Origin of the sequence: Elongatibacter sediminis, from assembly GCF_037892215.1 — a bacterium.
Taxonomy (GTDB): domain Bacteria; phylum Pseudomonadota; class Gammaproteobacteria; order Xanthomonadales; family SZUA-36; genus Elongatibacter; species Elongatibacter sediminis.
In genome coordinates this window covers 119,923-144,616 of sequence record NZ_JAZHOG010000004.1, presented here as the reverse complement: position 1 = coordinate 144,616, position 24,694 = coordinate 119,923, and the positions used below count along the sequence as shown (strand labels likewise).

At 61.4% G+C, this 24,694-nt stretch carries 19 protein-coding genes and 5 tRNA genes; 2 read left to right on the top strand and 22 right to left on the bottom strand.

Annotated features, from left to right (window positions below; all coding sequences use genetic code 11):
- Nucleotides 1–137 precede the first annotated feature (137 nt).
- From rpoC to V3330_RS07310, 22 genes are all read right to left on the bottom strand, one after another.
- Entirely contained in the window at nt 138–4,346 is a 4,209-nt protein-coding gene (gene rpoC / locus V3330_RS07415; protein ID WP_354694765.1) for a DNA-directed RNA polymerase subunit beta', read from the bottom strand.
- A gap of 17 nt (nt 4,347–4,363) precedes the next feature.
- Nucleotides 4,364–8,443, bottom strand: a complete 4,080-nt coding sequence (gene rpoB, locus V3330_RS07410; RefSeq protein ID WP_354694764.1) for a DNA-directed RNA polymerase subunit beta — start codon at nt 8,441–8,443, stop codon at nt 4,364–4,366.
- A gap of 247 nt (nt 8,444–8,690) precedes the next feature.
- Entirely contained in the window at nt 8,691–9,071 is a 381-nt protein-coding gene (rplL, locus tag V3330_RS07405) for a 50S ribosomal protein L7/L12 (RefSeq protein WP_354694763.1), read from the bottom strand.
- A gap of 56 nt (nt 9,072–9,127) precedes the next feature.
- Entirely contained in the window at nt 9,128–9,655 is a 528-nt protein-coding gene (rplJ, locus tag V3330_RS07400; RefSeq protein ID WP_354694762.1) for a 50S ribosomal protein L10, read from the bottom strand.
- Nucleotides 9,656–10,095: 440 nt separating this feature from the next.
- A complete protein-coding gene (gene rplA, locus V3330_RS07395) occupies nt 10,096–10,791 on the bottom strand; it encodes a 50S ribosomal protein L1 (protein WP_354694761.1) in 696 nt (231 codons plus the stop codon).
- A complete protein-coding gene (gene rplK, locus V3330_RS07390; RefSeq protein WP_354694760.1) occupies nt 10,791–11,225 on the bottom strand; it encodes a 50S ribosomal protein L11 in 435 nt (144 codons plus the stop codon). Before rplK ends, rplA begins: the two co-directional genes overlap by 1 nt.
- 152 nt (nt 11,226–11,377) lie before the next feature.
- Nucleotides 11,378–11,911: a transcription termination/antitermination protein NusG gene (gene nusG, locus V3330_RS07385; protein ID WP_354694759.1), complete on the bottom strand. Its 534-nt coding sequence runs from the start codon at nt 11,909–11,911 to the stop codon at nt 11,378–11,380.
- Nucleotides 11,912–11,914: 3 nt separating this feature from the next.
- Nucleotides 11,915–12,295 (bottom strand): preprotein translocase subunit SecE, encoded by a 381-nt coding sequence (secE, locus tag V3330_RS07380; RefSeq protein ID WP_354694758.1) that lies wholly within the window; start codon nt 12,293–12,295, stop codon nt 11,915–11,917.
- A 36-nt stretch (nt 12,296–12,331) separates the two neighbouring features.
- Nucleotides 12,332–12,407 (bottom strand) — tRNA-Trp (locus V3330_RS07375).
- Nucleotides 12,408–12,483: 76 nt separating this feature from the next.
- On the bottom strand, nt 12,484–13,674 hold the full coding sequence (gene tuf, locus V3330_RS07370; RefSeq protein ID WP_354694757.1) for an elongation factor Tu: 1,191 nt from the start codon (nt 13,672–13,674) through the stop codon (nt 12,484–12,486).
- Nucleotides 13,675–13,731: 57 nt separating this feature from the next.
- Nucleotides 13,732–13,807, bottom strand: a tRNA-Thr gene (locus V3330_RS07365).
- A 60-nt stretch (nt 13,808–13,867) separates the two neighbouring features.
- Nucleotides 13,868–13,941: transfer RNA gene (locus V3330_RS07360), tRNA-Gly, on the bottom strand.
- 189 nt (nt 13,942–14,130) lie between these two features.
- Nucleotides 14,131–14,215: transfer RNA gene (locus V3330_RS07355), tRNA-Tyr, on the bottom strand.
- 198 nt (nt 14,216–14,413) lie between these two features.
- Nucleotides 14,414–14,770 (bottom strand): DUF3545 family protein, encoded by a 357-nt coding sequence (locus V3330_RS07350; RefSeq protein WP_354694756.1) that lies wholly within the window; start codon nt 14,768–14,770, stop codon nt 14,414–14,416.
- 102 nt (nt 14,771–14,872) lie between these two features.
- Nucleotides 14,873–15,964, bottom strand: coding sequence for a redox-regulated ATPase YchF (gene ychF / locus V3330_RS07345; protein WP_354694755.1), 1,092 nt, complete (start codon nt 15,962–15,964; stop codon nt 14,873–14,875).
- Between the two features lie 296 nt (nt 15,965–16,260).
- The gene (pth, locus tag V3330_RS07340; RefSeq protein WP_435791644.1) at nt 16,261–16,827 is read right to left on the bottom strand and encodes an aminoacyl-tRNA hydrolase; all 567 of its coding nucleotides are present in this window, start codon (nt 16,825–16,827) and stop codon (nt 16,261–16,263) included.
- Nucleotides 16,828–16,857: 30 nt separating this feature from the next.
- Nucleotides 16,858–17,580 (bottom strand): 50S ribosomal protein L25/general stress protein Ctc, encoded by a 723-nt coding sequence (locus tag V3330_RS07335; RefSeq protein WP_354694753.1) that lies wholly within the window; start codon nt 17,578–17,580, stop codon nt 16,858–16,860.
- A gap of 199 nt (nt 17,581–17,779) precedes the next feature.
- Nucleotides 17,780–18,733, bottom strand: a complete 954-nt coding sequence (locus V3330_RS07330) for a ribose-phosphate diphosphokinase (protein ID WP_354694752.1) — start codon at nt 18,731–18,733, stop codon at nt 17,780–17,782.
- 111 nt (nt 18,734–18,844) lie between these two features.
- Nucleotides 18,845–18,921, bottom strand: a tRNA-Gln gene (locus tag V3330_RS07325).
- Between the two features lie 26 nt (nt 18,922–18,947).
- Complete coding sequence (gene ispE / locus V3330_RS07320) at nt 18,948–19,799, bottom strand: 4-(cytidine 5'-diphospho)-2-C-methyl-D-erythritol kinase (RefSeq protein WP_354694751.1); 852 nt, start codon at nt 19,797–19,799, stop codon at nt 18,948–18,950.
- Complete coding sequence (gene lolB / locus V3330_RS07315) at nt 19,796–20,410, bottom strand: lipoprotein insertase outer membrane protein LolB (RefSeq protein ID WP_354694750.1); 615 nt, start codon at nt 20,408–20,410, stop codon at nt 19,796–19,798. The genes ispE and lolB overlap by 4 nt, the downstream gene beginning before the upstream one ends.
- Nucleotides 20,407–22,140 carry a tetratricopeptide repeat protein gene (locus V3330_RS07310; protein WP_354694749.1) on the bottom strand — a complete coding sequence of 578 codons (1,734 nt, stop codon included), beginning with the start codon at nt 22,138–22,140 and terminating at the stop codon, nt 20,407–20,409. Before V3330_RS07310 ends, lolB begins: the two co-directional genes overlap by 4 nt.
- A 170-nt stretch (nt 22,141–22,310) precedes the next feature.
- Between V3330_RS07310 and hemA the strand changes: the two genes are divergently transcribed.
- Complete coding sequence (gene hemA / locus V3330_RS07305; RefSeq protein ID WP_354694748.1) at nt 22,311–23,606, top strand: glutamyl-tRNA reductase; 1,296 nt, start codon at nt 22,311–22,313, stop codon at nt 23,604–23,606.
- Nucleotides 23,603–24,685 carry a peptide chain release factor 1 gene (gene prfA, locus V3330_RS07300; RefSeq protein ID WP_354694747.1) on the top strand — a complete coding sequence of 361 codons (1,083 nt, stop codon included), beginning with the start codon at nt 23,603–23,605 and terminating at the stop codon, nt 24,683–24,685. Before hemA ends, prfA begins: the two co-directional genes overlap by 4 nt.
- Nucleotides 24,686–24,694: the final 9 nt, after the last annotated feature.

Sequence of the window (24,694 nt, the reverse complement as noted above, 5' to 3'; positions counted from 1 at the left end):
ACAGGAGGATGGGACTTTGGCAAGCCCCGCTGCCGAATTTCAGGCCGGACCGGGCCGCACCCCTTGGTGGTACCACCCGCCGGGCCGGATTGACCGGCCCGACGGGCTCCACAACGGGCTTGCAGGCCGCCTCGTGCCTACTCCTTCTCGCCTTCCGCGTCGAGACTGGCGAACTCCTCGGCCGCGACCGCAGCGGCAAGAGCGGCCAGATCGATTTCGGGCTCTTCGTTGGCCTGACGCTTGCGCGAGTTGTGATACGCCATGCCGGTACCGGCGGGTATCAATCGGCCCACGATGACGTTCTCCTTCAGGCCGCGCAGGTGGTCGGTGGTGCCGCGAACGGCCGCCTCCGTCAGTACGCGGGTGGTTTCCTGGAACGAGGCCGCGGAAATAAAGGACTCGGTCGCCAGAGAAGCCTTGGTGATGCCCAACAATACGCGCTGGTATTCGGCGGGACGGCCCTTGTCTTTTTCCACCTGCTGGTTTTCCTCCAGCACGCGGGTGACATCCAGCTGTTCACCGCGCAGCAACTTGCTGTCGCCGGCATCGGTGATCTCGGCCTTGCGCAGCATCTGCCGCACGATGACCTCGATGTGCTTGTCGTTGATTTTCACACCCTGCAAGCGGTACACGTCCTGGATTTCTTTGACCAGGTACGCGTCCAGCGCCTCGACGCCCAGCAGGCGCAGGATGTCGTGCGGGTTCGGCTCACCGTCAACGATGGTTTCGCCCTTCTCAACCTGCTCACCTTCGAACACGATCACGTGACGCCACTTCGGAATCAGTTCCTCGTGCGTGTCGCCATCCGGCTTGGTGATCACCAGACGTTGCTTGCCCTTGGTGTCCTTGCCGAAACTGACGATACCGGTTACCTCGGCCAGAATGGCCGGTTCCTTGGGCTTGCGCGCCTCGAACAGGTCGGCCACGCGCGGCAGACCACCGGTGATGTCACGGGTCTTGGAGGATTCCTGCGGAATGCGGGCCAACACATCACCCACCTGCACATCCTGGCTGTCCTGCATCTGAACGATGGATCCGGCCTGAAGGAAATAATGCGCCGGGATCTCGGTGCCGGCCAGGCACAGATCCTTGCCGTTCTTGTCGACCAGGCTGATCATCGGACGCAGATCCTTGCCGGCACTTCCGCGCTGCTTGGGATCGGTGACCACGAGACTGGTCAGACCCGTGATGTCATCCACTTCTTCGTTGACGGTTACACCATCGGTGAATTCGTGGAATTTCACGCGGCCGGCCACCTCGGTGACGATCGGATGGGTGTGCGGGTCCCAGTTGGCCACGATGTCACCGGCAGATACCGGCTGCTCGTCACGCCAGGAGATGATCGCACCGTACGGCACCTTGTAACGCTCTCGCTCGCGGCCGTGTTCGTCGATCACCGAAACCTCACCCGAACGGGAAACCGCCACCAGCTTGTCGTTGGCGTTTTCGACCGTCTTCATGTTGTGCAGGCGAATGGTGCCGGATGACTTGACCTGAATGTGGTCAACGGCGGCGGCACGGGATGCGGCACCACCGATATGGAAGGTCCGCATCGTCAGCTGTGTGCCGGGCTCGCCGATCGACTGGGCGGCGATGACACCGACGGCTTCGCCAATGTTGACCAGGTCGCCGCGTGCCAGATCGCGCCCGTAGCAGTGGGCACAGACGCCGTGCCGGGTTTCACAGGTGATCGTCGAACGCACGAAAATGCGGTCGACACCTGCTTCCTCCAGTTGCTCGACCCACTGCTCATCCAGCAGGGTGTTGCGCTCGCACAGCACCTTGTCGGTGCCCGGGACCAGGATGTCCTCGGCAACCAGACGTCCCAGCACCCGCTCACTGAGCGGCTCCACGACGTCACCACCTTCAACGATGGGTTGCATGGTCACACCACCCTCGGTGCCACAGTCGTTCTCGGTGATCACGAGATCCTGGGCAACGTCGACCAGTCGTCGGGTCAGGTAACCGGAATTGGCCGTTTTCAGTGCCGTATCCGCCAGACCCTTGCGCGCGCCGTGCGTCGAAATGAAGTACTGCAGCACGTCCAGTCCTTCCCGGAAATTCGCCGTGATGGGGGTCTCGATGATCGAGCCATCCGGCTTGGCCATCAGGCCACGCATGCCCGCCAGCTGGCGAATCTGGGCCGCCGAGCCACGAGCACCGGAGTCAGCCATGATAAAGACCGAGTTCATGGAATCCTGCTCGACTTCCTTGCCGTCGGCGTCCTTGCGTATCTCCTTGCCCATACGCTGCATCATCGCGCGCGCGACCTGCTCGTTGGTACGCGACCAGATGTCGACCACCTTGTTGTACCGTTCGCCGGCCGTGACCAGCCCCGATACATACTGGTTCTGGATCTCCACGACTTCGGCTTCGGCCGATTTCAGGATGTCCTTTTTCTCGTCCGGAACCATCAGGTCGTCAACACCGATCGACACGCCCGCCTTGGTCGCGTAATGGAAGCCGGTGTACATCAGCTTGTCCGCGAACACGACCGTTTTCTTCAGACCCAGGCGGCGATAACACGAATTGATCAGGCCTGAAATCTGTTTCTTCTTCAGAGCCTTGTTCAGCATGTGGAACGGCATGCCGACGGGACGAATCTCGGCCAGCAGAGCACGCCCGACCGTGGTCTCGATCAGGTTGGTCTCGTGACGTTCCTCCCCGTGCTCGGAGATGATGGTCTCGTCAATTCGAACCTTGATTTGCGCGTGCAGCGCGACCGCCTTGTTCTCGTAGGCGCGGTGCACCTCGGCGATGTCGCTGAAATACATGCCCGCACCCTGCGCGCCTTCGAGCTGCCGCGTCATGTAGTACAGGCCCAGGACCACGTCCTGGGTCGGCACGATGATGGGTTCGCCGTTGGCGGGCGACAGGATGTTGTTCGATGACATCATCAGGGAACGCGCTTCGAGCTGCGCTTCGACCGACAATGGCACGTGCACGGCCATCTGGTCACCGTCGAAGTCGGCATTGAAGGCGGTGCAGACCAGCGGATGCAACTGGATGGCCTTGCCCTCGATGAGCACCGGTTCAAACGCCTGGATACCCAGGCGGTGAAGGGTCGGTGCACGGTTCAGCATGACCGGATGTTCGCGAATGACTTCCGACAGGATGTCCCAGACTTCAGCGCGCTCGGCTTCGACCAGCTTCTTGGCGGCCTTGATCGTCGCTGCCATGCCGCGCCGTTGCAGTTTGCTGAAAATGAACGGCTTGAACAGTTCCAGCGCCATTTTCTTGGGCAGACCACATTCGTGGAGCTTCAGGGTCGGGCCCACCACGATCACCGAACGGCCGGAATAGTCGACGCGCTTGCCGAGCAGGTTCTGGCGGAAGCGGCCCTGCTTGCCCTTGATCATGTCGGCCAGCGACTTCAGGGGGCGCTTGTTGGTGCCGGTGATGGCCCGGCCACGACGGCCGTTGTCCAACAGGGCATCCACCGACTCCTGCAGCATGCGTTTTTCGTTGCGCACGATGATGTCCGGCGCATTGAGTTCCAGCAGCCGCTTGAGCCGGTTGTTGCGATTGATCGTGCGGCGATACAGATCGTTGAGATCCGAAGTCGCGAACCGTCCGCCGTCGAGCGGAACCAGCGGACGCAGGTCCGGTGGCAGCACGGGGAGCACGGTCATGATCATGAACTCGGGCCGGTTACCCGACTCGATGAAGGCTTCGACCAGCTTCAAGCGCTTGCCAAGCCGTTTGAGCTTGGTTTCCGAGCGGGTGCCGCCAATTTCCTCGCGCAGCCTCGCCACTTCTTCTTTCAGCTCGATCATGCGCAGCAGTTCGAAAATCGCCTCGGCACCCATTTTGGCGGTGAACTCATCACCCCATTCTTCCATGGTGTCGAGATACTGCTCGTCGGTCAGCAACTGGCCCCGCTCGAGCGTGGTCATGCCCGGGTCGAGCACCACGTAGGACTCGAAGTACAGGATGCGCTCGATGTCGCGGAGGGTCATGTCCAGCATCAGGCCGATGCGGGAAGGCAGCGACTTGAGGAACCAGATATGCGCGACCGGACTGGCCAGTTCGATGTGCGCCATGCGCTCGCGGCGAACCTTGGTCTGGGTGACCTCGGTGCCGCACTTCTCGCAGACCACACCGCGATGCTTCATGCGCTTGTACTTGCCGCACAGGCACTCGTAGTCCTTGACGGGGCCGAAAATGGCCGCGCAGAACAGGCCGTCACGCTCGGGCTTGAAGGTCCGGTAGTTGATCGTTTCCGGCTTCTTCACTTCACCGTACGACCAGGAGCGAATCAGATCCGGCGGGGCAAGCCCGATACGGATCGCGTCAAAGTCCAGCGGCTGGCGCTGGCGGTTGTAGAGATTGAGAAAGTCTCTCACTTTTCATCTCCTCCTGATCAGGATTCTTCGAGTTCGATGTTGATACCGAGCGAGCGGATTTCCTTCACCAGTACGTTGAAGGATTCCGGCATACCGGCCGCCATCTCGTGATTTCCATCGACGATATTCTTGTACATCTGGTTACGCCCGCTGACGTCATCGGACTTCACCGTCAGCATTTCCTGCAAGGTGTAGGCGGCACCGTAAGCTTCCAGTGCCCAGACCTCCATCTCACCGAAGCGCTGTCCACCGAACTGGGCCTTGCCGCCCAGCGGCTGCTGGGTGACCAGGCTGTACGGTCCGGTCGAGCGTGCGTGCATCTTGTCATCAACCAGGTGGTTGAGTTTCAACATGTACATGTAACCCACGGTTACCGGACGGTCGAACGGGTCACCCGTGCGGCCGTCGTACAAGGTCGTCTGGCCGGTCTCCGGCAGGCCCGCCAGCTTCAGCAAGTGCTTGATCTCAGCCTCGTTGGCACCATCGAAGACCGGGGTTGCCATCGGCACACCGCCCCTCAGATTGCCCGCGAGCGCGTTGATCTCTTCCTCGCTGAACTCACCGAGATCCACGCGATTCTTGCGGTCGCTGTTGTAGACCTGGTCGAGGAAATTGCGCAGGGTGTCCGCGTCGGCCTTCTCCTGCACCATCTCGGATATCCGGTGGCCCAGACCCTTCGCGGCCCAGCCCAGGTGCGTTTCCAGAACCTGTCCGATGTTCATCCGTGAGGGAACGCCCAGCGGGTTCAGCACGATATCGACCGGCGTGCCGTCCTCCATGTAAGGCATGTCCTCGGTCGGCACGATCATCGAGATCACACCCTTGTTACCGTGACGGCCGGCCATCTTGTCACCCGGCTGAATGCGACGCTTCACGGCCAGGTAGACCTTGACCATTTTCAGCACACCCGGTGCCAAATCGTCGCCCTGGGTGATCTTGCCCTTCTTCTCGTCGAACTTCGCGTCGAATGTCTTGCGCTGCTCCTTGAGCTGATCGGCCATCTGCTCGAGCAGTTCATTGACGTCTTCGCTGCGCATGCGAATCTTGAACCACTCCTCGTGCGACAGACCGTCGAGATAGGTGGCGGTGATCTTGGTGCCCTTCTTGAGGCTCTTCGGACCCTTGTCCGCCAGCTTGCCGATCAGCGCGTTGCGCAGGCGACCGAAAATGGCGTTCTCCACGATGCGCAGCTGATCGTCCAGATCCTTGCGAACCTGGCGCAATTGCTCTTTCTCGATCGAGATCGCACGCTGGTCCTTCTCCACGCCATCACGTGTGAAGACCTGAACATCGATGACGGTTCCGTCCATGCCCGAAGGCACCCGCAGGGACGTGTCTTTCACGTCCGATGCCTTCTCGCCAAAAATGGCCCGCAGCAGCTTTTCCTCCGGAGTCAGCTGGGTTTCGCCCTTGGGCGTGACCTTGCCGACCAGGATGTCACCGGCCGAAACTTCGGCGCCAATATAGACGATGCCCGACTGATCGAGCTTGTTGAGATTGTGCTCACCGACATTGGGAATATCCGAGGTGATTTCCTCGGAACCCAGCTTGGTGTCACGGGCAACGCAGGTCAGCTCTTCGATGTGGATCGTCGTGTAACGATCCTCCTGAACGACACGCTCGGAGATGAGAATGGAGTCCTCGAAGTTATAGCCGTTCCACGGCATGAACGCGACCAGCATGTTCTGACCCAGCGCCAGTTCACCCAGATCGGTCGACGGACCGTCCGCGAGCACATCGCCCTTGGACACCAGGTCGCCCACATTGACCAGCGGACGCTGGTTGATGCAGGTGTTCTGGTTGGAGCGCTGGTACTTGGTGAGGTTGAAAATGTCCACACCCGGGTCTCCGACCGGAACCTCTTCCTCGTTGGCACGCACCACGATGCGGCCGGCGTCGACCTGATCGACAATACCGCCACGGCGCGCCACCGCGGTCACACCCGAGTCGGTGGCCACGGCGCGTTCCATGCCGGTTCCGACCAGCGGCTTCTCCGCACGCAGGGTGGGCACCGCCTGGCGCTGCATGTTCGATCCCATCAACGCGCGGTTGGCATCGTCGTGTTCCAAAAAGGGCACCAGCGACGCCGCCACGGAAACGATTTGTTTCGGCGACACGTCCATATAACTGATATCCGCCGGCTCTTTCAGCGTGAATTCACCCTGATGACGGCAAGGCACGAACTCGTCGACAAACTTGTGGTTGCGGTCCAGCTCGGCGTTGGCCTGGGCGATGACGTAATCCCCTTCCTCGATCGCGGACAGGTATTCGACGTCATCGGTCACCTTGCCATTGGTCACCTTGCGATAGGCGGTTTCCAGGAAACCATAATCGTTGGTCCGCGCATAAACGGCCAGCGAATTGATCAGGCCGATGTTCGGGCCTTCAGGGGTTTCAATCGGGCACACCCGGCCGTAATGCGTCGGATGCACATCGCGTACCTCGAAGCCGGCGCGTTCGCGGGTCAGACCGCCCGGGCCCAGCGCCGAGACGCGGCGTTTGTGCGTCACCTCGGACAGGGGGTTGTTCTGATCCATGAACTGGCTGAGCTGCGAGGAACCGAAAAATTCCTTGACCGCCGCAGCCACCGGCTTGGCATTGATCAGCTCCTGCGGTGACAGACCTTCACTTTCTGCCACGGACAGGCGTTCCCGAACGGCGCGCTCGACGCGAACCAGTCCGACGCGGAAGACGTTCTCCGCCATCTCGCCGACGCTGCGCACACGGCGGTTGCCCAGGTGATCGATGTCATCGACGCTGCCCTTGCCGTTGCGGATATCAATAAGAACGCGCAACACGTCCAGAATGTCCTCACGATCGAGAACCCCGGAGCCCTCGACTTCCTTGCGGCCAACGCGGCGATTGAACTTCATCCGGCCGACGGCGGAAAGATCGTACCGTTCCTCGGAGAAGAACAGGTTTTTGAACAGATTCTGTGCCGCGTCCTTGGTCGGCGGTTCACCCGGACGCATCATCCGGTAAATCTCGACCAGGGCTTCGAGTTCGTTGCTGGTCGGATCGATATTCAGTGTGTTCGAAACGTACGGACCCTGGTCCAGGTCGTTGATATAGAGCGTCTCGAGCGACTTGATGCCGGCTTCACGCAGGGTTTCGAGCAACTCATCGGTGATTTCGGCGTTGGCCGCCGCGAGCAACTCGCCGGAATCCTTGTCGATGATGTTCTGCGCGAGGATTTTGCCGATCAGGTACTCGTCAGGAACGTCCAGGGTCTTCACCCCGGCTTCCTCAATCAGCTTGACGTGGCGAGCGGTGATGCGTTTGCCCGTCGGCACGATGACCTTGCCCTTGCCCTTGATGTCGCTCCAGGCAGTCTCGCCGCGCAGGCGGCTGGGCACGAGTTCGAGTTTCGCACCTTCCTTTTTGAGGGCAATCGTGCTCTTTTCGAAAAACCGGTCCAGAATCTCCTCGTCATCCATGCCCAGGGCGCGCAGCAGGATGGTCACCGGCAATTTCCGGCGACGATCGATGCGCGTGAAGATGGAATCCTTGGGATCGAATTCGAAATCCAGCCAGGAGCCCCGGTACGGAATCACCCGCGCCGAGAACAGCAGCTTGCCACTGGAGTGGGTCTTGCCCTTGTCGTGGTCGAAGAATACGCCTGGCGAGCGGTGCAACTGGGAAACGATGACGCGCTCGGTACCGTTGACGATGAAGGTACCGGTTTCGGTCATCAGCGGCAGGTCGCCCATGTAGACTTCCTGCTCTTTGACGAACTTGACCGGCTTGACCTTGGCCGAGCTGTCCTTGTCGTAAATGACCAGGCGGACCTTGACGCGCAGAGGCGCGCCATACGACATGCCGCGGAGCTTGCACTCCTTGACGTCGAACGGCGGATCACCGAGTTGGTAGCTCACGTATTCCAGAGCCGCATTGCCCGAATAGGAGCTGATCGGGAACACGGACTTCAGCGCACCGTGCAGACCCCGGTCACGCAGTGATTCCTCCGGTACGCCGTCCTGCAGAAACTCCTGGTAGGAACGGATTTGCGTTTCAAGGAGGAACGGCACACCGAGAATCGATTCGCGTTTTCCAAAATCCTTGCGAATGCGCTTTTTTTCCGTGAATGAGTAACTCATGTTGTCTACCCGCCTGGTTTGCGATCAAATTTCAAACTGGTTAAATTAGCCGGCGACGGCTTTCGGGTCTCAGGGTGACTCACCTGACCGCAGCGCTGCTGCAATCCCGGTGATTCACGCCGGCCGACCCGCCCCCGGAGCGGATTTCACTCCAGGGACACAAACAGGAACAGGCCGGGGACTCAAGTCCCCAGCCAGTTCACTGCTCAGCCCTGCAGACCCAGATCTGTAGAACTGGGACGCGGATTTACTTGACCTCGACAGATGCGCCCGCTTCTTCGAGTTTCTTCTTGATTTCTTCCGATTCGTCCTTGGATGCGCCTTCTTTTACCGGTGAAGGTGCACCTTCAACGAGGTCTTTCGCTTCCTTCAGACCCAGGCCCGTGATTTCACGAACAACCTTGATCACCGGAACCTTGTTGGAACCGAAGGAAGTCAGCACGACGTCGAACTCGGTCTTTTCTTCCGCTGCAGCGGCATCGCCACCCGCGGCCGGACCTGCAGCCACAGCCACCGGGGCTGCGGCAGAAACGCCGAACTTCTCTTCCATTGCTTCGATGAGGTCAACGACCTCCATCACACTCATGTTGGAAATGGTTTCCAGAATATCGTCTTTCGAAACGGCCATTGTCGTCTCCGTAATTGCCTGGCGTGGCTAATGCGCACGCATGGATGTTAAAAAAATCAAGCAGCCTGCTTCGCGTCGCGAACTGCCGCGACAGTGCGAACCAGCTTGGTGTGGGGCTCTGCGAGCGTACGCACGAATTTTTCGACCGGCGCTTTCATTACGCCCATCAAAATGGCCAGCGCCTGGTCGCGGGTCGGCAGCTTGGACAGACGTTCGAGTTCCGAATCGTCGTACAGCTGTCCTCCCACGGCCACGAGCTTGGCTACCAGCTTATCGTGGTCCTTCGCATAGTCCTTCACCAACCGCGCCGCGGCGCCCGGGTCCTCAACACTGAAGGCAAACAGGAGCGGTCCTGTCAGTGCATCCTTCATGCATTCGTACTCGGTGCCCTCAACGGCTCTGCGCACCAGCGTATTCTTGGCGACCTTGAGATAGACTCCTTCGTCACGCGCCTTGGCGCGCAGCTCGGTCATCTCCTCTACAGTCAATCCGCGATACTCGGCGGCAACAGCGGCAAGCGCGGTGCCGGCCACATCGGCCACCTCGGCTACTACTGCTTTTTTCTGCTCAAAATTGAGCGCCATTGGTTACCTCCTGGAGTCGCAAGCCGGCAAAACCGGCATTGGTGACTCGGAACCCGTGGAGACCTGACCTTGAAAGGTTCTGTTTTCCGCCACCTGGGCGCAAAACCCTTCAATGGTCAGGGCTTCCACCATCTGCGCAGGCCATGGCCGGTCTCCCGGTTTATGCTTAGGCGCCCGGCTCGAAAGCCGGACCACACCTGCGGTCTCTGACGGCCATCCCTCTTGCGAGTGAAGCCCGCCTATCCATCACCCCAAAACCTGCGGGTGAGAATTCATTCCCCTCTGGACCGACTTTCATCGCGCAGCGATGAATGAAGTGCCCGAGGGACTCATCCCATCTTCGCAATTGGCGCGTCAGCGCCAGTAGCGAAGTCCTTTCTTCCGTCCCGAGGGAGCGACTTTCATCGCGCAGCGATGAATGAAGTGCCCGAGGGACTCATTCAATAGTCGAGCGTCGCCTGATCCACAATGATTCCCGGCCCCATGGTCGTGGAGATGGAAACCTTCTTCAGGTACGCGCCCTTGGCCGCTGCCGGCTTGAGCTTGACCAGATCCTTCAGCAGCGCGGACAGATTGCCTTTCAGGGCATCCACCTCGAAATCGGCTTTGCCGATGGTCGAATGGATAATGCCGGCCTTGTCCGTCCGGTAGCGCACCTGGCCAGCCTTGGCGTTGCGGACCGCCGTTTCCACGTCGGTGGTCACGGTGCCGACCTTCGGATTGGGCATCAGACCACGCGGCCCAAGCACCTGACCGAGCTTGCCAACGACACGCATGGCATCCGGGGTCGCGATCACGACATCAAAGTCCATGTCGCCTTCCTTGATCCGGTCATGCAGGTCGTCCATGCCGACCACATCGGCACCGGCCGCCTCGGCTTTTTCGGCATTTTCACTCTGCGCGAAGACCGCCACCCGCACCGATTTACCCGTACCGTTGGGCAGCACCGTCGAACCACGAACATTCTGGTCCGACTTGCGGGGATCGATTCCGAGACGAATCGCGACATCGACAGACTCGGTGAACTTGACCTTGCTCGAATCTTTGAGTAACGACAGCGCCTCGTCCAGTGCGTATGGACGCCCGCGTTCGAATTTCTCGCGAATGGCCCGGATTCTCTTGCTCTCGCTTGCCATCACTCAACTCCCGTCACGTTAATGCCCATGCTTCGGGCCGAACCGGCGATGGTCCGGACGGCGGCATCCATATCGGCCGCAGTGATATCCGGTTCCTTGATTTTGGCGATCTCCTCGAGCTGTTCCCGGGTGACCGTTCCGACTTTTTTGGTGTTCGGTTCGCCGCTGCCTTTCGGAACGCCCGCTGCCTTCTTGAGCAGAACGGCCGCCGGGGGCGTTTTGGTAATGAACGTGAAGCTGCGGTCGGAATAGACCGTAATCACGACCGGGATGGGCATCCCGTTTTCCGTGCTCTGCGTCTGCGCATTGAACGCCTTGCAGAACTCCATGATATTGACGCCGTGCTGACCCAGCGCCGGGCCCACCGGTGGGCTCGGATTCGCCTGGCCGGCAGGGACCTGCAGCTTGATGTAGGCTGCGACCTTCTTTGCCATTGCCGTTTCTCCCCGGGTTCAATCGCCGCCCAACGCGCGGTACGGCTCCCCGTCTGTGTTCGCCACCAAAGCGGCGGCCTGCATGCCGGCACAATGCCGACTGCGTAAATTCATGACCCGTTGTGGCGCCCCGCGCCAACAATGGATTCCGTTCAGGCTTTCTCCACCTGGTGGAATTCGAGATCCACCGGGGTCGAGCGCCCGAAAATAAGCACCGCCACTTTCAGGCGGCTCTTGTCGTAATCAACATCTTCAACCACTCCATTGAAGTCGTTGAACGGCCCGTCGACGACGCGCACCATTTCGCCGGGCTCGAAAAGCACTTTCGGCCGCGGCTTGTCCACGCCTTCCTTGACCCGGTTGAGGATCGCGTCCGCTTCCTTGGTCGTGATAGGCGCCGGCCGATCCGCGGTACCGCCGATGAACCCCATCACTTTCGGCACGTCTTTGACGAGGTGCCAGGTTTCATCGGTCATTTCCATTTCCACCAGCACATAGCCTGGAAAGAACTTGCGATCGGAACGGCGCTTCTGGCCGCCCTTCATTTCCACAACCTCTTCCGTCGGCACCAGCACCTCACCGAAACTCTCTTCCATCCCGGCGCGCTGGATACGGTCCTCGAGAGAGCGTTTGACCTGCTTCTCAAAGCCCGAGTAGGCGTGCACGACGTACCAACGTTTAGCCATACCTCAGGCTCCGCCAACCAGGCCGCGCACCGCGGCGCCGAGCAACCAATCCACTCCGGCCAGGAACAGGGAGATCAACAAGGTAACAATGATCACCATCAGTGCTGTCTGCATGGTTTCCTGGTGTGTGGGCCAAACAACTTTTCGGCGCTCCACGTCCGATTCCTTCAGGAACCGGAACAGCGCCGCGCCACTGTCCGACTGGGCCGCAACCAGCGAGGCAACGACGACCAATGCGATCAAACCAACCACCCGAACCGGCGTGATGACCGCATCCTGGAAGTAGTAATACGCAGCCACGCCACCGATCAACATCATGGCGGACAATGCCAACAACAGAGTGTTGACCGCCTGCGACTTACCTGTTTCCGCTTTTGTCGTCATAACTCGCTTCACGGGTCTGATGGCCCGGTGTTTCAGTGGCAGGCCAGGAGGGACTCGAACCCCCAACCTGCGGTTTTGGAGACCGCTGCTCTGCCAATTGAGCTACTGGCCTATCAAACTTCATCATGTAATTCGGAAACGCTGTTCATCGCTCGGCGATGCAACAGGCGCCCGAATCACGCTCTGGCTCACTCGTGGATTTTGGCCACGACGCCGGCACCCACGGTGCGGCCGCCTTCACGGATCGCGAAGCGCAGACCTTCTTCCATCGCGATCGGCGCGATCAGCGACACCTGCATCTGCACGTTGTCGCCCGGCATCACCATCTCCACGCCTTCCGGCAACTCCACCGCGCCCGTCACGTCCGTCGTGCGGAAGTAGAACTGCGGCCGGTAGCCCTTGAAAAACGGCGTGTGACGTCCGCCCTCTTCTTTCGACAGAATGTACACCTCCGCCTCGAACTTGGTGTGCGGCGTGATCGTGCCCGGATGCGCCAGCACCTGGCCACGTTCCACTTCGTCACGCTTGGTGCCGCGCAGCAGCACACCCACGTTGTCGCCCGCCCGACCTTCGTCCAGCAGCTTGCGGAACATCTCCACACCCGTGCACGTCGTCTTCGTCGTCGCGTTAATGCCCACAATCTCGATTTCGTCGCCCACCGTGATGATCCCGCGCTCCACGCGCCCGGTTACCACCGTGCCGCGGCCCGAAATCGAGAACACGTCCTCGATCGGCAGCAGGAACGGCTTGTCCGTGTCACGCACCGGCTCCGGAATGTACGCATCCATCTCTTCGATCAGCTTCAGAATCGACGGAATGCCAATGTCCGACGTATCCCCTTCCAGTGCCTTCAGCGCAGAACCCGTTACGATCGGCGTGTCGTCGCCCGGGAACTCGTACGAAGACAGCAGCTCGCGCACTTCCATCTCCACCAGTTCCAGCAGCTCTTCATCGTCCACCTGGTCCGCCTTGTTCAGGTACACCAGGATGTACGGCACACCCACCTGGCGCGCCAGCAGAATGTGCTCTCGCGTCTGCGGCATCGGGCCATCGGCCGCCGATACCACCAGAATCGCTCCGTCCATCTGCGCCGCACCCGTGATCATGTTCTTCACGTAGTCCGCGTGTCCCGGGCAGTCCACGTGTGCGTAGTGCCGCGAATCCGACTCGTACTCCACGTGCGCCGTCGCAATCGTGATGCCGCGCGCGCGTTCTTCCGGCGCGTTGTCGATCTGGTCGTACGCCTTGAACTCGCCGCCACGCGCTTCCGCGCAGATCTTCGTCAGCGCCGCCGTCAGCGTCGTCTTGCCGTGATCCACATGACCAATCGTTCCCACGTTGACGTGGGGCTTGGTACGTTCGAATTTTTCCTTGGACATTCCGGTCTCCGAAAATTCAATCAGTTTCTTCAGTACGTTGCCTTACCGGCAAATTCATGGTGCCCACAACTGGAATCGAACCAGTGACCTCTCCCTTACCAAGGGAGTGCTCTACCACCTGAGCTATGCGGGCAATTTGTTCCGCGTGGCACCCCGAACCTGACCTTGCCCGTCACGTGGAGCGCCTTAATAATGGAGCGGGTGATGGGAATCGAACCCACATCATCAGCTTGGAAGGCTGAGGTTCTACCGTTGAACTACACCCGCCCGTGATCGCCATTCCCACTGACCGGGCCCGCCGGCCCAAAGCCTGCCTTGCTCCTGCACCGAATCCTGACCCGGTACATACGACAACGGAGCGAACCACGGCCGACGCGGGTCTTGCTCCGTATGGTTAATACCTGTCGCCGCGCAAAGCGGCCGCGCCGACCGAACCGTGGATCGACACGTTCAATCTGGTGGAGGGGGTAGGATTCGAACCTACGTAGGCATAGCCAGCAGATTTACAGTCTGCCCTCGTTGACCGCTTGAGTACCCCTCCGGTACCTCGAACCTGATGGCGGAATGGCGGATACCGGCCCGCCTTTCCCGGCCAATGAACTGGGATCGGTCGGCCAAAACAACCCGGGCCCAGCACATGCAGGCAAGCCGCGTATTCTCACCCACGCTCGCTCGGGTGTCAAGAATTCACACGCAATACGCCTCAAATTCTCCATCGGGCCGGACCGCGTCGAATTCATCAGTCATCATTGTCGTCAAAATCCTCGTATTCGACATTGTCATCGGGATCCGCAGGGGGCTCTTCGACTTCGCCCTCCGCGTAATAGCCCGCCAGATAGCCGGATTCGCCGAATATGTCCTCTTCGAGCTCGACATCCTCGTGCCAGATGTCGGCGAGCAGGCTTTTAAGCCGCATACGCTCCCGAATTTCCTCGATATCCCGCCAGCCTCGCTTGCGCGCTCCGCCCTGTGCAACGGCCCCGCGCCCGCTTCCGCTCCCGTTGCGCGCGACGCGCGATGGCCGTAGCCGACCGTCGTCCCCGACGGCCGTCGATTTGCCGGTTTTGCCGGGCGTTTTCTTCCTGGCTGGTGGCACGGAAATCTTCCCGCTTCCGCTGGCAGCAAATTCTGCCCCGCCTTATAACGCAAATCGCACCACATGCAAAGAGGGAACGGGGAACAGCAGGAGGAATTCCGCTCAGACGTTGAACCGGAAATGTATCACGTCGCCTTCCCGGACGATGTAGTTCCGCCCTTCCAGCCGCAATTTACCGGCCTCGCGAGCACCCTGCTCACCCTCCAGGCGTACGAAATCGTCGTAGGCGATCACCTCTGCGCGGATGAAACCACGCTCGAAATCCGTGTGAATGCGTCCAGCCGCCTGCGGGGCGGTCGCTCCGGTACCGACCGTCCAGGCCCGAACTTCCTTTTCACCCGCGGTGAAAAAGGTGAGCAGATCCAATAGCTGGTATCCGGCCCGGATGACCCGGTCCAGACCGGCCTCCTGCATGCCCAGGGCCTCCAGGAACTCGGCTCGATCGTCGTCTTCGAGCGTCGACAGTTCCGCTTCGATAGCGGCACATACCGGGATGACCTCGGCGCCCTCTCCGGCGGCCATTTCGTTCACCGCCTGCAACCAGGGATTGTCGGACTCACCTCCTTCGGCCACGTTTGCCACGTACATCACGGGCTTGGTGGTAATCAGGTGCAGATCAGCGACAGCCGCGACCTCGCTTTCGTCGAGATCGGCATTGCGGGCACGCCGGCCCTGGTCGAGACAGGCCCGCAGCTTCTGCAATGCCTGCAAGCGCAGGCGGGCGTCCTTCGGATTGGCCTTTGCCTGCTTTTCGGTCCGGTCAATCGCCCGCTCGACCGTTTCCAGGTCCGCCAGCGCGAGTTCGGTATTGATGACCGCGACATCGGCCAGCGGCTCAACCCGACCCGACACATGGACGATATCGTCGTCTTCGAAACACCGCACCACATGCGCGATCGCATCGGTCTCCCGAATGTGCCCGAGAAACTGGTTACCCAGCCCCTCACCGCGCGACGCACCTTCGACCAGGCCGGCAATGTCGACGAATTCCATCGTTGTTGGCACGGTTTTCAGGGGACGCACGACGCTCGCGATCTCCTGCAGGCGCGGATCAGGAACGGCCACCACACCGATATTGGGATCGATGGTACAGAACGGGTAGTTCTCAGCCGCGATACCACCGCGGGTGAGTGAATTGAACAGCGTCGACTTGCCCACGTTGGGCAGGCCTACGATTCCGCATTTAAATCCCATCTAAAGAGTCTCGCTTGCCTTCTTACGCTGCTGCGCAGCGCAGGTGTTAGCAGTTGTGCGGCTTGCGCGCAGCGCAAGAAGCGCGACTGCGTCACCGTTGCGCGTATAAATCGGCTGCACGGGCTACGGCTGCGCTTCCTTACTCATTGAGCTGCGCTCAATACGTGCGGGCGCTTCCGCCTGCCCTCAACTGAACTTGATGCGATTGCTCTGGCCCGGCTTCGCCGGTCCAACCGCAATCGACTTGTCCCGCTTGCCCTGAACTGACGGGATGGACGGTCCCGGGTTCTTTTCCTTCAGTCCGCCGCGGTGTGGAGCGCTTTCATCGCGGGAGCAATCCGTCCCGCCACGATTTCAGGAAGCACGTCCACAGCGCGGTCGATGGCATCACGGATACTGCGTTCGTCGTCCGCGCCGGGACGTCCGAGGACGTAGCCCGTGACCCGGTCTTTCGAGCCCGGATGGCCGATGCCAATCCGAAAACGCAAAAATTCGTGGTCCGGCACGTGCCGGAAAATGTCACGCATGCCATTGTGGCCGCCGTGACCGCCGCCCTGCTTGAGGCGCACAATGCCCGGCGGCAGGTCGAGTTCGTCGTAAGCCACCAGAAGATCCGCGGCCGGAATGCGGAAGTAGTCGAGAACCGAACGCACCGGCAAACCGCTCTCGTTCATGAACGAGGCCGGACGGGCCAGCACACAATCACGCCCCTCGATGACCGTGCGGGCCGTTTCGGCCTTCAACTTCGACTGGGCGCGCAAGTCCCCACCAAACCGCTGCAACACGCGATCAAGAAACCAAAACCCGGCATTGTGCCGGGTTTCAGCGTATTTCGGACCAGGATTGCCCAGGCCGACGATCAATAACGGACCAGACACGTCCGCGGCGCGAACTCAGTCGCCCTCGCCTTTGTCGTCGGATTCTTCCGCACTGCCGTCAGACTCGTCCACGTCTTCGCCCGCGTCCGCGGCCGTTTCGATGTCGGCCTCAGCTTCAGCAGCCTCTTCAGCGGCGGCACCCGTACCCTGGGTCTCGCGAATGTGGGTGGCGATCGCGATGGCCACGTCGTTGTCGTCACTGACTGCCAGTGCCGGGATGGAGACGCCATCCGGCAGCTCGATCTGCGACAGCAGTACTGTATCGCCGGGTTCCATTTTCGACAGGTCGACGGACAGGAATTCGGGCAGCGCCGCAGGCACAGCCTCGATATCGACTTCCGTGACCTGGTGCTGGATCACGACGCCGGAGGTCTTGCCCGCCGGAGACTGGCCTTCTCCCACGAAATGAATGGGTACCGCGATCGTCAGCTTTTCACCCGCCGTAATGCGCATGAAATCCACGTGCATGATGACCGGCTTGAACGGATGACGCTGCAAATCGCGAACGACGGCCTGCTGTGTGGCGTCATCTCCGATTTTGATCTCGATGATGCTGGAGTAGAAAGACTCCTGCTCCGTGGCATGCCGCATTTCATGCTGATCCAGTGTCAGAGCGACGGGATCAAGGTGACCGCCATACAGAATCGCGGGTACTCGACCGGCGTGACGCAGGCGGCGGCTCGCACCTTTCCCCACGTCCTCGCGGAGCTCCGCGGCAATTGTGTGTTGTTCAGACATGTTAAACCTCGATGTTCAGAATCCGCCTACAAGCGGAAGGGTGCTCCTGCGTGGAGCGAACCCGCCGGGCCCGCGACCAGGCACGACGACAAAAAACAGCCGGGCATTATAGCCCAGTGAGGCGGCAGAGGAGAAGGGGGTTGCGCGCCAACAACAGTAAAGGCAGGCAAACGCCCGCCGGGAGAAGTGGGTTCAACCGTCAGTCGACGTACATCGAACTGACTGATTCACCCTGCGCCATGCGGCGTATGGTCTCCGCCATCATCTGGGCAACGCTGAGCTGCCGGATTTTGCCGCTTTCACGCGCTGCGTCACCGAGCGGAATGGTATCGGTCACGACCACTTCATCCAGCTCGGACTGGCGGATGTTGTCGACAGCGGGCCCGGAGAGCACCGGATGTACGCAATAAGCCACCACGCGGCTGGCGCCATTTTTCTTCAGCGCCGCCGCGGCGGAGCACAGCGTACCTGCCGTATCCACCATGTCGTCAACCAGAACACAGCACTTGTCGCGAACGTCGCCGATGATGTTCATGACCGTCGCGACATTGGCGCGCGGTCGGCGCTTGTCGATAATCGCCAGTTCAGCATCCAGACGTTTGGCAATGGCGCGGGCACGCAGCACGCCGCCCACGTCCGGAGAAACGACGATCAGCTCGTAGCCGGATTGTCGCTGCCAGATGTCGGCGAGGGTGAGAGGAGAGGCGTAAACATTGTCGACGGGGATGTCGAAGAACCCCTGAATCTGATCGGCATGCAGATCAACGGTCACGACCCTGTCGGTGCCCACCGCGGAAATCATCTTGGCCGCGACCTTCGCCGTGATCGGCACCCGTGCTGACCGGGGACGCCGGTCCTGCCGGGCATAGCCGAAGTACGGAATGACGGCGGTTACCCGCGAGGCCGATGCGCGCTTGATCGCGTCGATCATCACGAGCATCTCCATGAAATTATCCGCCGCGGGCGCGCAGGTGGGCTGAACCACGTACACATCCTTGCCGCGAACGTTTTCCATGACCTCGACCATCACCTCGCCGTCACTGAATCGGCCGACGATGGCCTTGCCCATGGGAACGTTCAGCTCATGCGCGATATTGTTCGCCAGATCGAGATTGGCGTTTCCGGAAAATATCAACAAGGACGGTGCGGCCACTATCTGCCTCCCCCAGCCGGTTCACCCGTAGTGCATTTGCGATGGAAGCCTTCTGCCGGGGCAGCCAGGGCTGCTCCGGTATTGACCCACCCAGAATGTGCCGGCGCAGGATGGCTGGGACGGCAGGATTCGAACCTGCGAATGCGGGGATCAAAACCCCGTGCCTTAACCAACTTGGCGACGTCCCAGCAGACTGAACCCCGGCGCCGATACGTCATTCCGATTCCAGCATTTGGTGCACTGATGATCGATCTACTCCTCGCACGGCGCGCACATTATATCGGCATTTCAATTCCCGTGCCGCGCGATTCGCAAGCTCCTGATCCGGCACCGGCACGAAGACCGCGCTGCCCGTCCCGGACAGCTTAGGCTCACCCCATTCGCGCAGCGCATCCAGAGCTTCGGCGACTTCCGGAAAGTGGGCGGCGACCACCGGTTCGAAAACGTTTTCACCGTGCCCGGACAACGCACGGGTCCGGTCGAGCCTGGGCGCGGATCGCTTCAGATCCGGTGCCGCAAAGGCCCACCGGGTCGCGACCCTGACATCCGGGACCACGACGACGTAGTGACGAATGCCGAGCTGAACCGGTTGCAGACGCTCCCCCACACCCTCTGCCATGGCACTGTGTCCACGCACGAACACGGGCACATCCGCACCCAGCTCCAAGGCCAGTTCCGCCAGTTTCGCAACGCTGAACCCGACGCCCCAGAGACGGTTCAGCACCAGCAGCGTGGTCGCCGCGTCTGTGCTGCCCCCGCCCAGCCCCGCACCCATCGGGATGTGCTTGCGCACCCGGATCTCAGCGCCTCGGTCCACGCCAGCGTGCTGCTGCAGCAGGCGGGCGGCGCGCACGGCCAGGTCATCGTCCTCAGCCACGTCGTAGTCCACGGCCTGGCGCCGCACGCGTCCGCTGTCATCCACCGCGAACGCCAGTTCGTCGCTCCAGTCGACGAGTTGGAACAGGGTATCGAGCTCATGGTACCCGTCGGCCCGGCGGCCGGTGACGTGCAGAAACAGGTTGAGCTTGGCCGGTGCCGGCCACCAGGTTTCGGCGAGCCGATTCATTCCGCGTCCGGGCCGAGACGCCAGTCCCGAATCACCAGTTTGACCGCGTAATCGCCGCGCCGGGCGAAAATCCGGGCGGGCACCTGCGCGATTCCGGTCTCGCGGTAGCGGCTGAACTCCACCTCCCATCCCGACTGCTGCAGACGGGTCAGACGGCCGAACTCATCCAGTTCACGTGACTCCCAGGCCTCATCGGCAGCCAGACCGCGAACCCACCAGCTCAGCGCATCGACGGGAACTTCCCAACCGGCGTGCAGACGAACCAGGTCGCCCACGTCAGACGCCTGGTAGACCTGACCATCGGCGGTTTGCAACTCGGCATGCCGGGCTGTGGCGGACAAACGCCAACTTCCCCGCCCCAGGGTGCCACGGAAGCTCATACTCACGGCTTCGCCGGACTGCACCCAGATCAAGGCGCCGCTACCCCCCTCCCGCCCGTCGGTAATGGCCAGGCGGCCTTCGACTTCCCAGTCAGCCACGCCCGTCAGCAGGCGCAACCGTTGCTGATAGGCTTCGACCCGTACCGGGTCTTCGGCGGTTCGGCGCGGCACCGGACTGCATGCGGTCACCAAGGCGCACAGCACGACGATGAACGCCAGAGTGCGCTTCAAAGCTCGGCTTCCAGCCTGTCGATGGTTTCCTGCAGGATGGGATTGCCATCATCAACGGCCAGGCCCTGACGCCAGATATCGCGTGCTTCTTCGACCCGCCCCTGCTGCCACAGGACTTCGCCCAGATGAGCGGCAATCTCGGGATTGTTCTCCATGCGCCACGCCCGGCCCAGGAAATCCACGGCCTCTTCCAGCCGGCCCAGCCGATACGCCACCCATCCCATGGAATCGGTAATCGAAGGGTCGTTGGGCTGCAGAGAATAAGCTCGCCGGATCAGGGCTTCCGCTTCGTCGTAGCGGTCGGTCTGGTCGGCCAGGGTATACCCCAGCGCATTCAGCGCGGCCGCATTATCGGGCTGCTCCACCAGAATGAAACGCAAATCCCGTTCAGCAACCCCGATTTGCCCGACTTCGGCCGCGATCAGCGCCCGCGAGTAGCGCAGGGCGATGGAATCGGGGCTCAGTTCGAGCGCCTTCCCCAGGGCGTCCAGGGCCCCCTGGAGATCCTCCGCCTGCTGCAGGATTCGGGCTTCCGTGAGAAAGGCCTCCTCGACGACCTGGGGGTCTGAATGACGCCTCAGTGGTTGCAATACCCGCAACGCCTCGTCGATGTCACCACGCATTGCAATCAGTTCGGCCCGGCGCGCCACAGACTGAACGTGGAGGTCGCCTTCGGTAACGGCAGCGTAATGGCTCACGGCGTCTTCGAGCAGGTCCAGCGACTCGGCCGCCTGGGCCTGGTAAAAGGCCTTCTCGAACGGGTCGTCAAATGCCATCCGTGCGAATTCATCGTACAAGGCCATGGCCGCGGGAATGTCGCTGGCGCTGAGTTCGAAGATGATGCGCGTCAGCATCACATCAGGCGTCTGGACCATGTCCGACATCAGCCGGCGCGCTTCATCTTCCCGGCCGCTTCGGGCCAGGAGATCCGCGTACGCCAATGTCATATCGTGATCATCCGGATCGAGCTCCCAGGCGCCACGGATGTACTCGAGGCCGGCTTCCTGGTCGCCCAGGTTGAGCGCCAACCGGCCCGCCCAGGCGAGAAATTCGACGCTCTCCGGCTGCATGCTCACGGCTTCCTGCGCCAGTTCGTACGCGCGCGGAATGTCCCCTGACCTCGCCATCATGCGGCTTCGGGCGTGCACGCCGATGGCGCTGCCTTCCTCTCCCGAGGTTTCGAGCAGGTGCGCGAGCACACTTTCCGCCTTGTCCGGATTGGCCGACCGGCCCAGCAAACCGGACGCCAGGGTCCAGGCCTGTTCCTTGTCTTCCGCCATCGCGATGATTTTCTGCAGGTGCAGTTCGGCACCGGCGTAATCCGCCGTCGCCAACAGCGCAAGCACCGCCGACTCACGTGCCGCCATGCTCTCAGGAGCCAGTACGGTCCAGCGGTCAGCGGCCATGGATGCCTGCAGCCAGGCCTGGGCGGCAAACGCCACCCGGGTCGCACGCATCGCAATCGCGGGATCTTCCGACTCGAGCGCCGCTTCGAGATACTCACCGACCGCACCTTGAAGGTCGCCCTCGCTGCCCAGAACTTCACCCGCGAACACCCGGTACATCACGTCGTCGTCGGTCGGACGCCGCGGAATCTCCGTTTCGGCCTCCACCCGAGGCGGCGCAGAGGCATCGGGTGCCTCCCGCGATCCATCCTGAACAGGCGGCGCAGTGCCGGCACATGCCACCAGCCCGAAAACCGACAGACACACCATCGATGCGCGAATCATGAAACAATATCGGTCAATCATGGGCATAAAGGATACGCGCTTGACGCGCTCGAACCAATCATCTCGTGACCGCGGCCGGCCGGCTGGCGGCAAGCTGACCGATGCCGCAATCGCTGCACCGCCGCCGGCCCCTTCCACATCACTCACCGTCTGATCGCACGTATACCGCCATGCCGTTGTTCACGCTCGGAATCAGTCACCATACCGCGCCGGTCGAAGTGCGCGAGCAGGTCGCGATCGCTCCCTCCGACTACGGGGCACGAGTCCGCGAGCTGATCGCCTTGCCGGCCGTCGAAGAGGCGTTGATTCTGGGCACCTGCAACCGCACGGAAGTATTCTGCCTGGCGTCCGGCGAAGCCGAAGATGCAGTGCTGAAATGGGTCCACCGAATCAACGGACTGCCCGCAAACACACTGGATGCCCACTTCTACCACCACGGGCTGGAAGAGACGGTCCGGCACGTGATCCGGGTGGCCGGTGGGCTGGATTCACTGGTTTTGGGCGAGCCCCAGATTCTGGGCCAGCTGAAAGAGGCCTGGCACGCGGCGCGCGAAGTCGGCGGGGTGAACCGGGTGCTCGACCGGCTGTTCCAGCACGCCTTCGCCGCCGCCAAGTCCATCCGCACCCAAAGCGGCATCGGCAGCCGCCCGGTCTCCGTGGCATATACCGCGGTGATTCTGGCGCGGCAGATTTTTGGCGACCTTTCGTCGCAGAACGTCGTGCTGATCGGAGCCGGAGACATGATTCGTCTGTGTGGCCAGCATTTACGCGAATCCGGCATCCGGAATATCGAGATCGTCAACCGAAGTCGTGAATCAGCGACGGAACTGGCGGAACAGCTCGACGCCCGCGTCTCCGTTCTGGACCAACTGCCGGAAGTATTGCCGCGTGCCGACATCCTGATCAGTTCGACCGCCAGCCCGGTCCACCTGATCGGCTCCGATGACGCGAAAGCCGCGCTGCGGCAGCGGCGCCACCGTCCCATGTTCATGGTGGACATCGCCGTGCCCCGCGATATCGACCCCGCGGTCGGGCGGCTGGACGACGTTTATCTCTACTCCATCGACGATCTGCAGCAGGTCGTGGATGAAAATGTAAGGCACCGCTCACAGGCGGCGGAAGCTGCATCCAGCGCGGTGGACGACGCGACCCAGGATTTTCTGCGTTGGCTCTACGGCATTCGGGCCGCCCGATCCCTCAAGCGCATCCGCGATCGCGCTCACGGGCACGAGGAGGATCTGGTGGCGCGAGCGGTGCGCCGCCTGCGTGCCGGACACGATCCGGAACGCGTTCTGACACAACTCGCGGGCACGTTGACCAACCGCATCCTGCACGAACCCAGCCAGCATTTGCGGCAGGCAGCCGAGCAGCAACGTTACGAAATCCTGCAAGCGGCGGACTGGCTGTTTCGCGGAGGTGACGAGGCCGCCGAAACGAACGACACCGATAACTCCGACCCGTCATGAAAGAATCCATCAGAACCCGCCTGCACCAGATTCAGCAGCGATACGAAGAAATCGCGATGCTGCTGGCGGAACCGGATGCGTTCGCGGATCCGGACCGCTTCCGGGAACTGTCGCGGGAGTACGCCCGTCTGGAACCCGTGGTGGAAACCTGGAAACAGTGGCAGGCGGCCGATCACGCACTGACCGAAGCCCGCCAGATGCTGCAGGAGTCCGATGCCGATCTGCGCGATCTGGCCGAGGAGGAAATTCGCGAGAACGAGGAACAAACCAGGACCCTCGAGCGCGACCTTCAGCTTTTGCTGCTGCCGTCCGACCCCAATGACGAACGTAATATCTTTTTGGAAATCCGGGCGGGAACCGGCGGCGACGAGGCGGCCATTTTCGCTGGTGATCTGTTTCGCATGTATCAGAAATACGCCGAACAACAGGGCTGGAATGTCGAGGTCATCAGCCAGAGCGCGGGCGAACACGGCGGATTCAAGGAGCTGATCGCCCTGGTGGAGGGCACTGGCGCCTGGTCACGACTGAAGTTTGAATCCGGCACCCACCGCGTGCAGCGCGTGCCTGAAACCGAATCCCAGGGACGAATTCACACCTCGGCGTGCACGGTGGCGATTCTGCCGGAAACAGACGCCATCGAGTCCTTCGATATTCAGGCCGCGGACTTGAGAATAGACACCTTTCGCGCATCCGGTGCCGGCGGTCAGCACGTCAACAAGACCGACTCGGCCATCCGCATCACCCATTTACCCAGCGGGATCGTCGTGGAATGCCAGGAGGAACGCTCGCAGCACAAGAATCGGGCGCGTGCCATGTCGCTTCTCCAAGCCCGACTCCTCGAGCGAGAACAGTCACGCCAGGCCACCGAGACGGCGGAATCGCGGCGACTTCAAGTGGGCAGCGGCGACCGTTCGCAACGCATCCGTACCTACAATTTCCCGCAGGGGCGAGTCACCGATCACCGGATCGGACTGACCTTGTACAAGCTCGACGAGTTCATGGCCGGCAGTCTTGATTTGCTGGCCGAACCGCTCATTCAGGAGCAACAAACCCGCCAACTGGCGGAAATCGGCGAATGAGCCCCAACC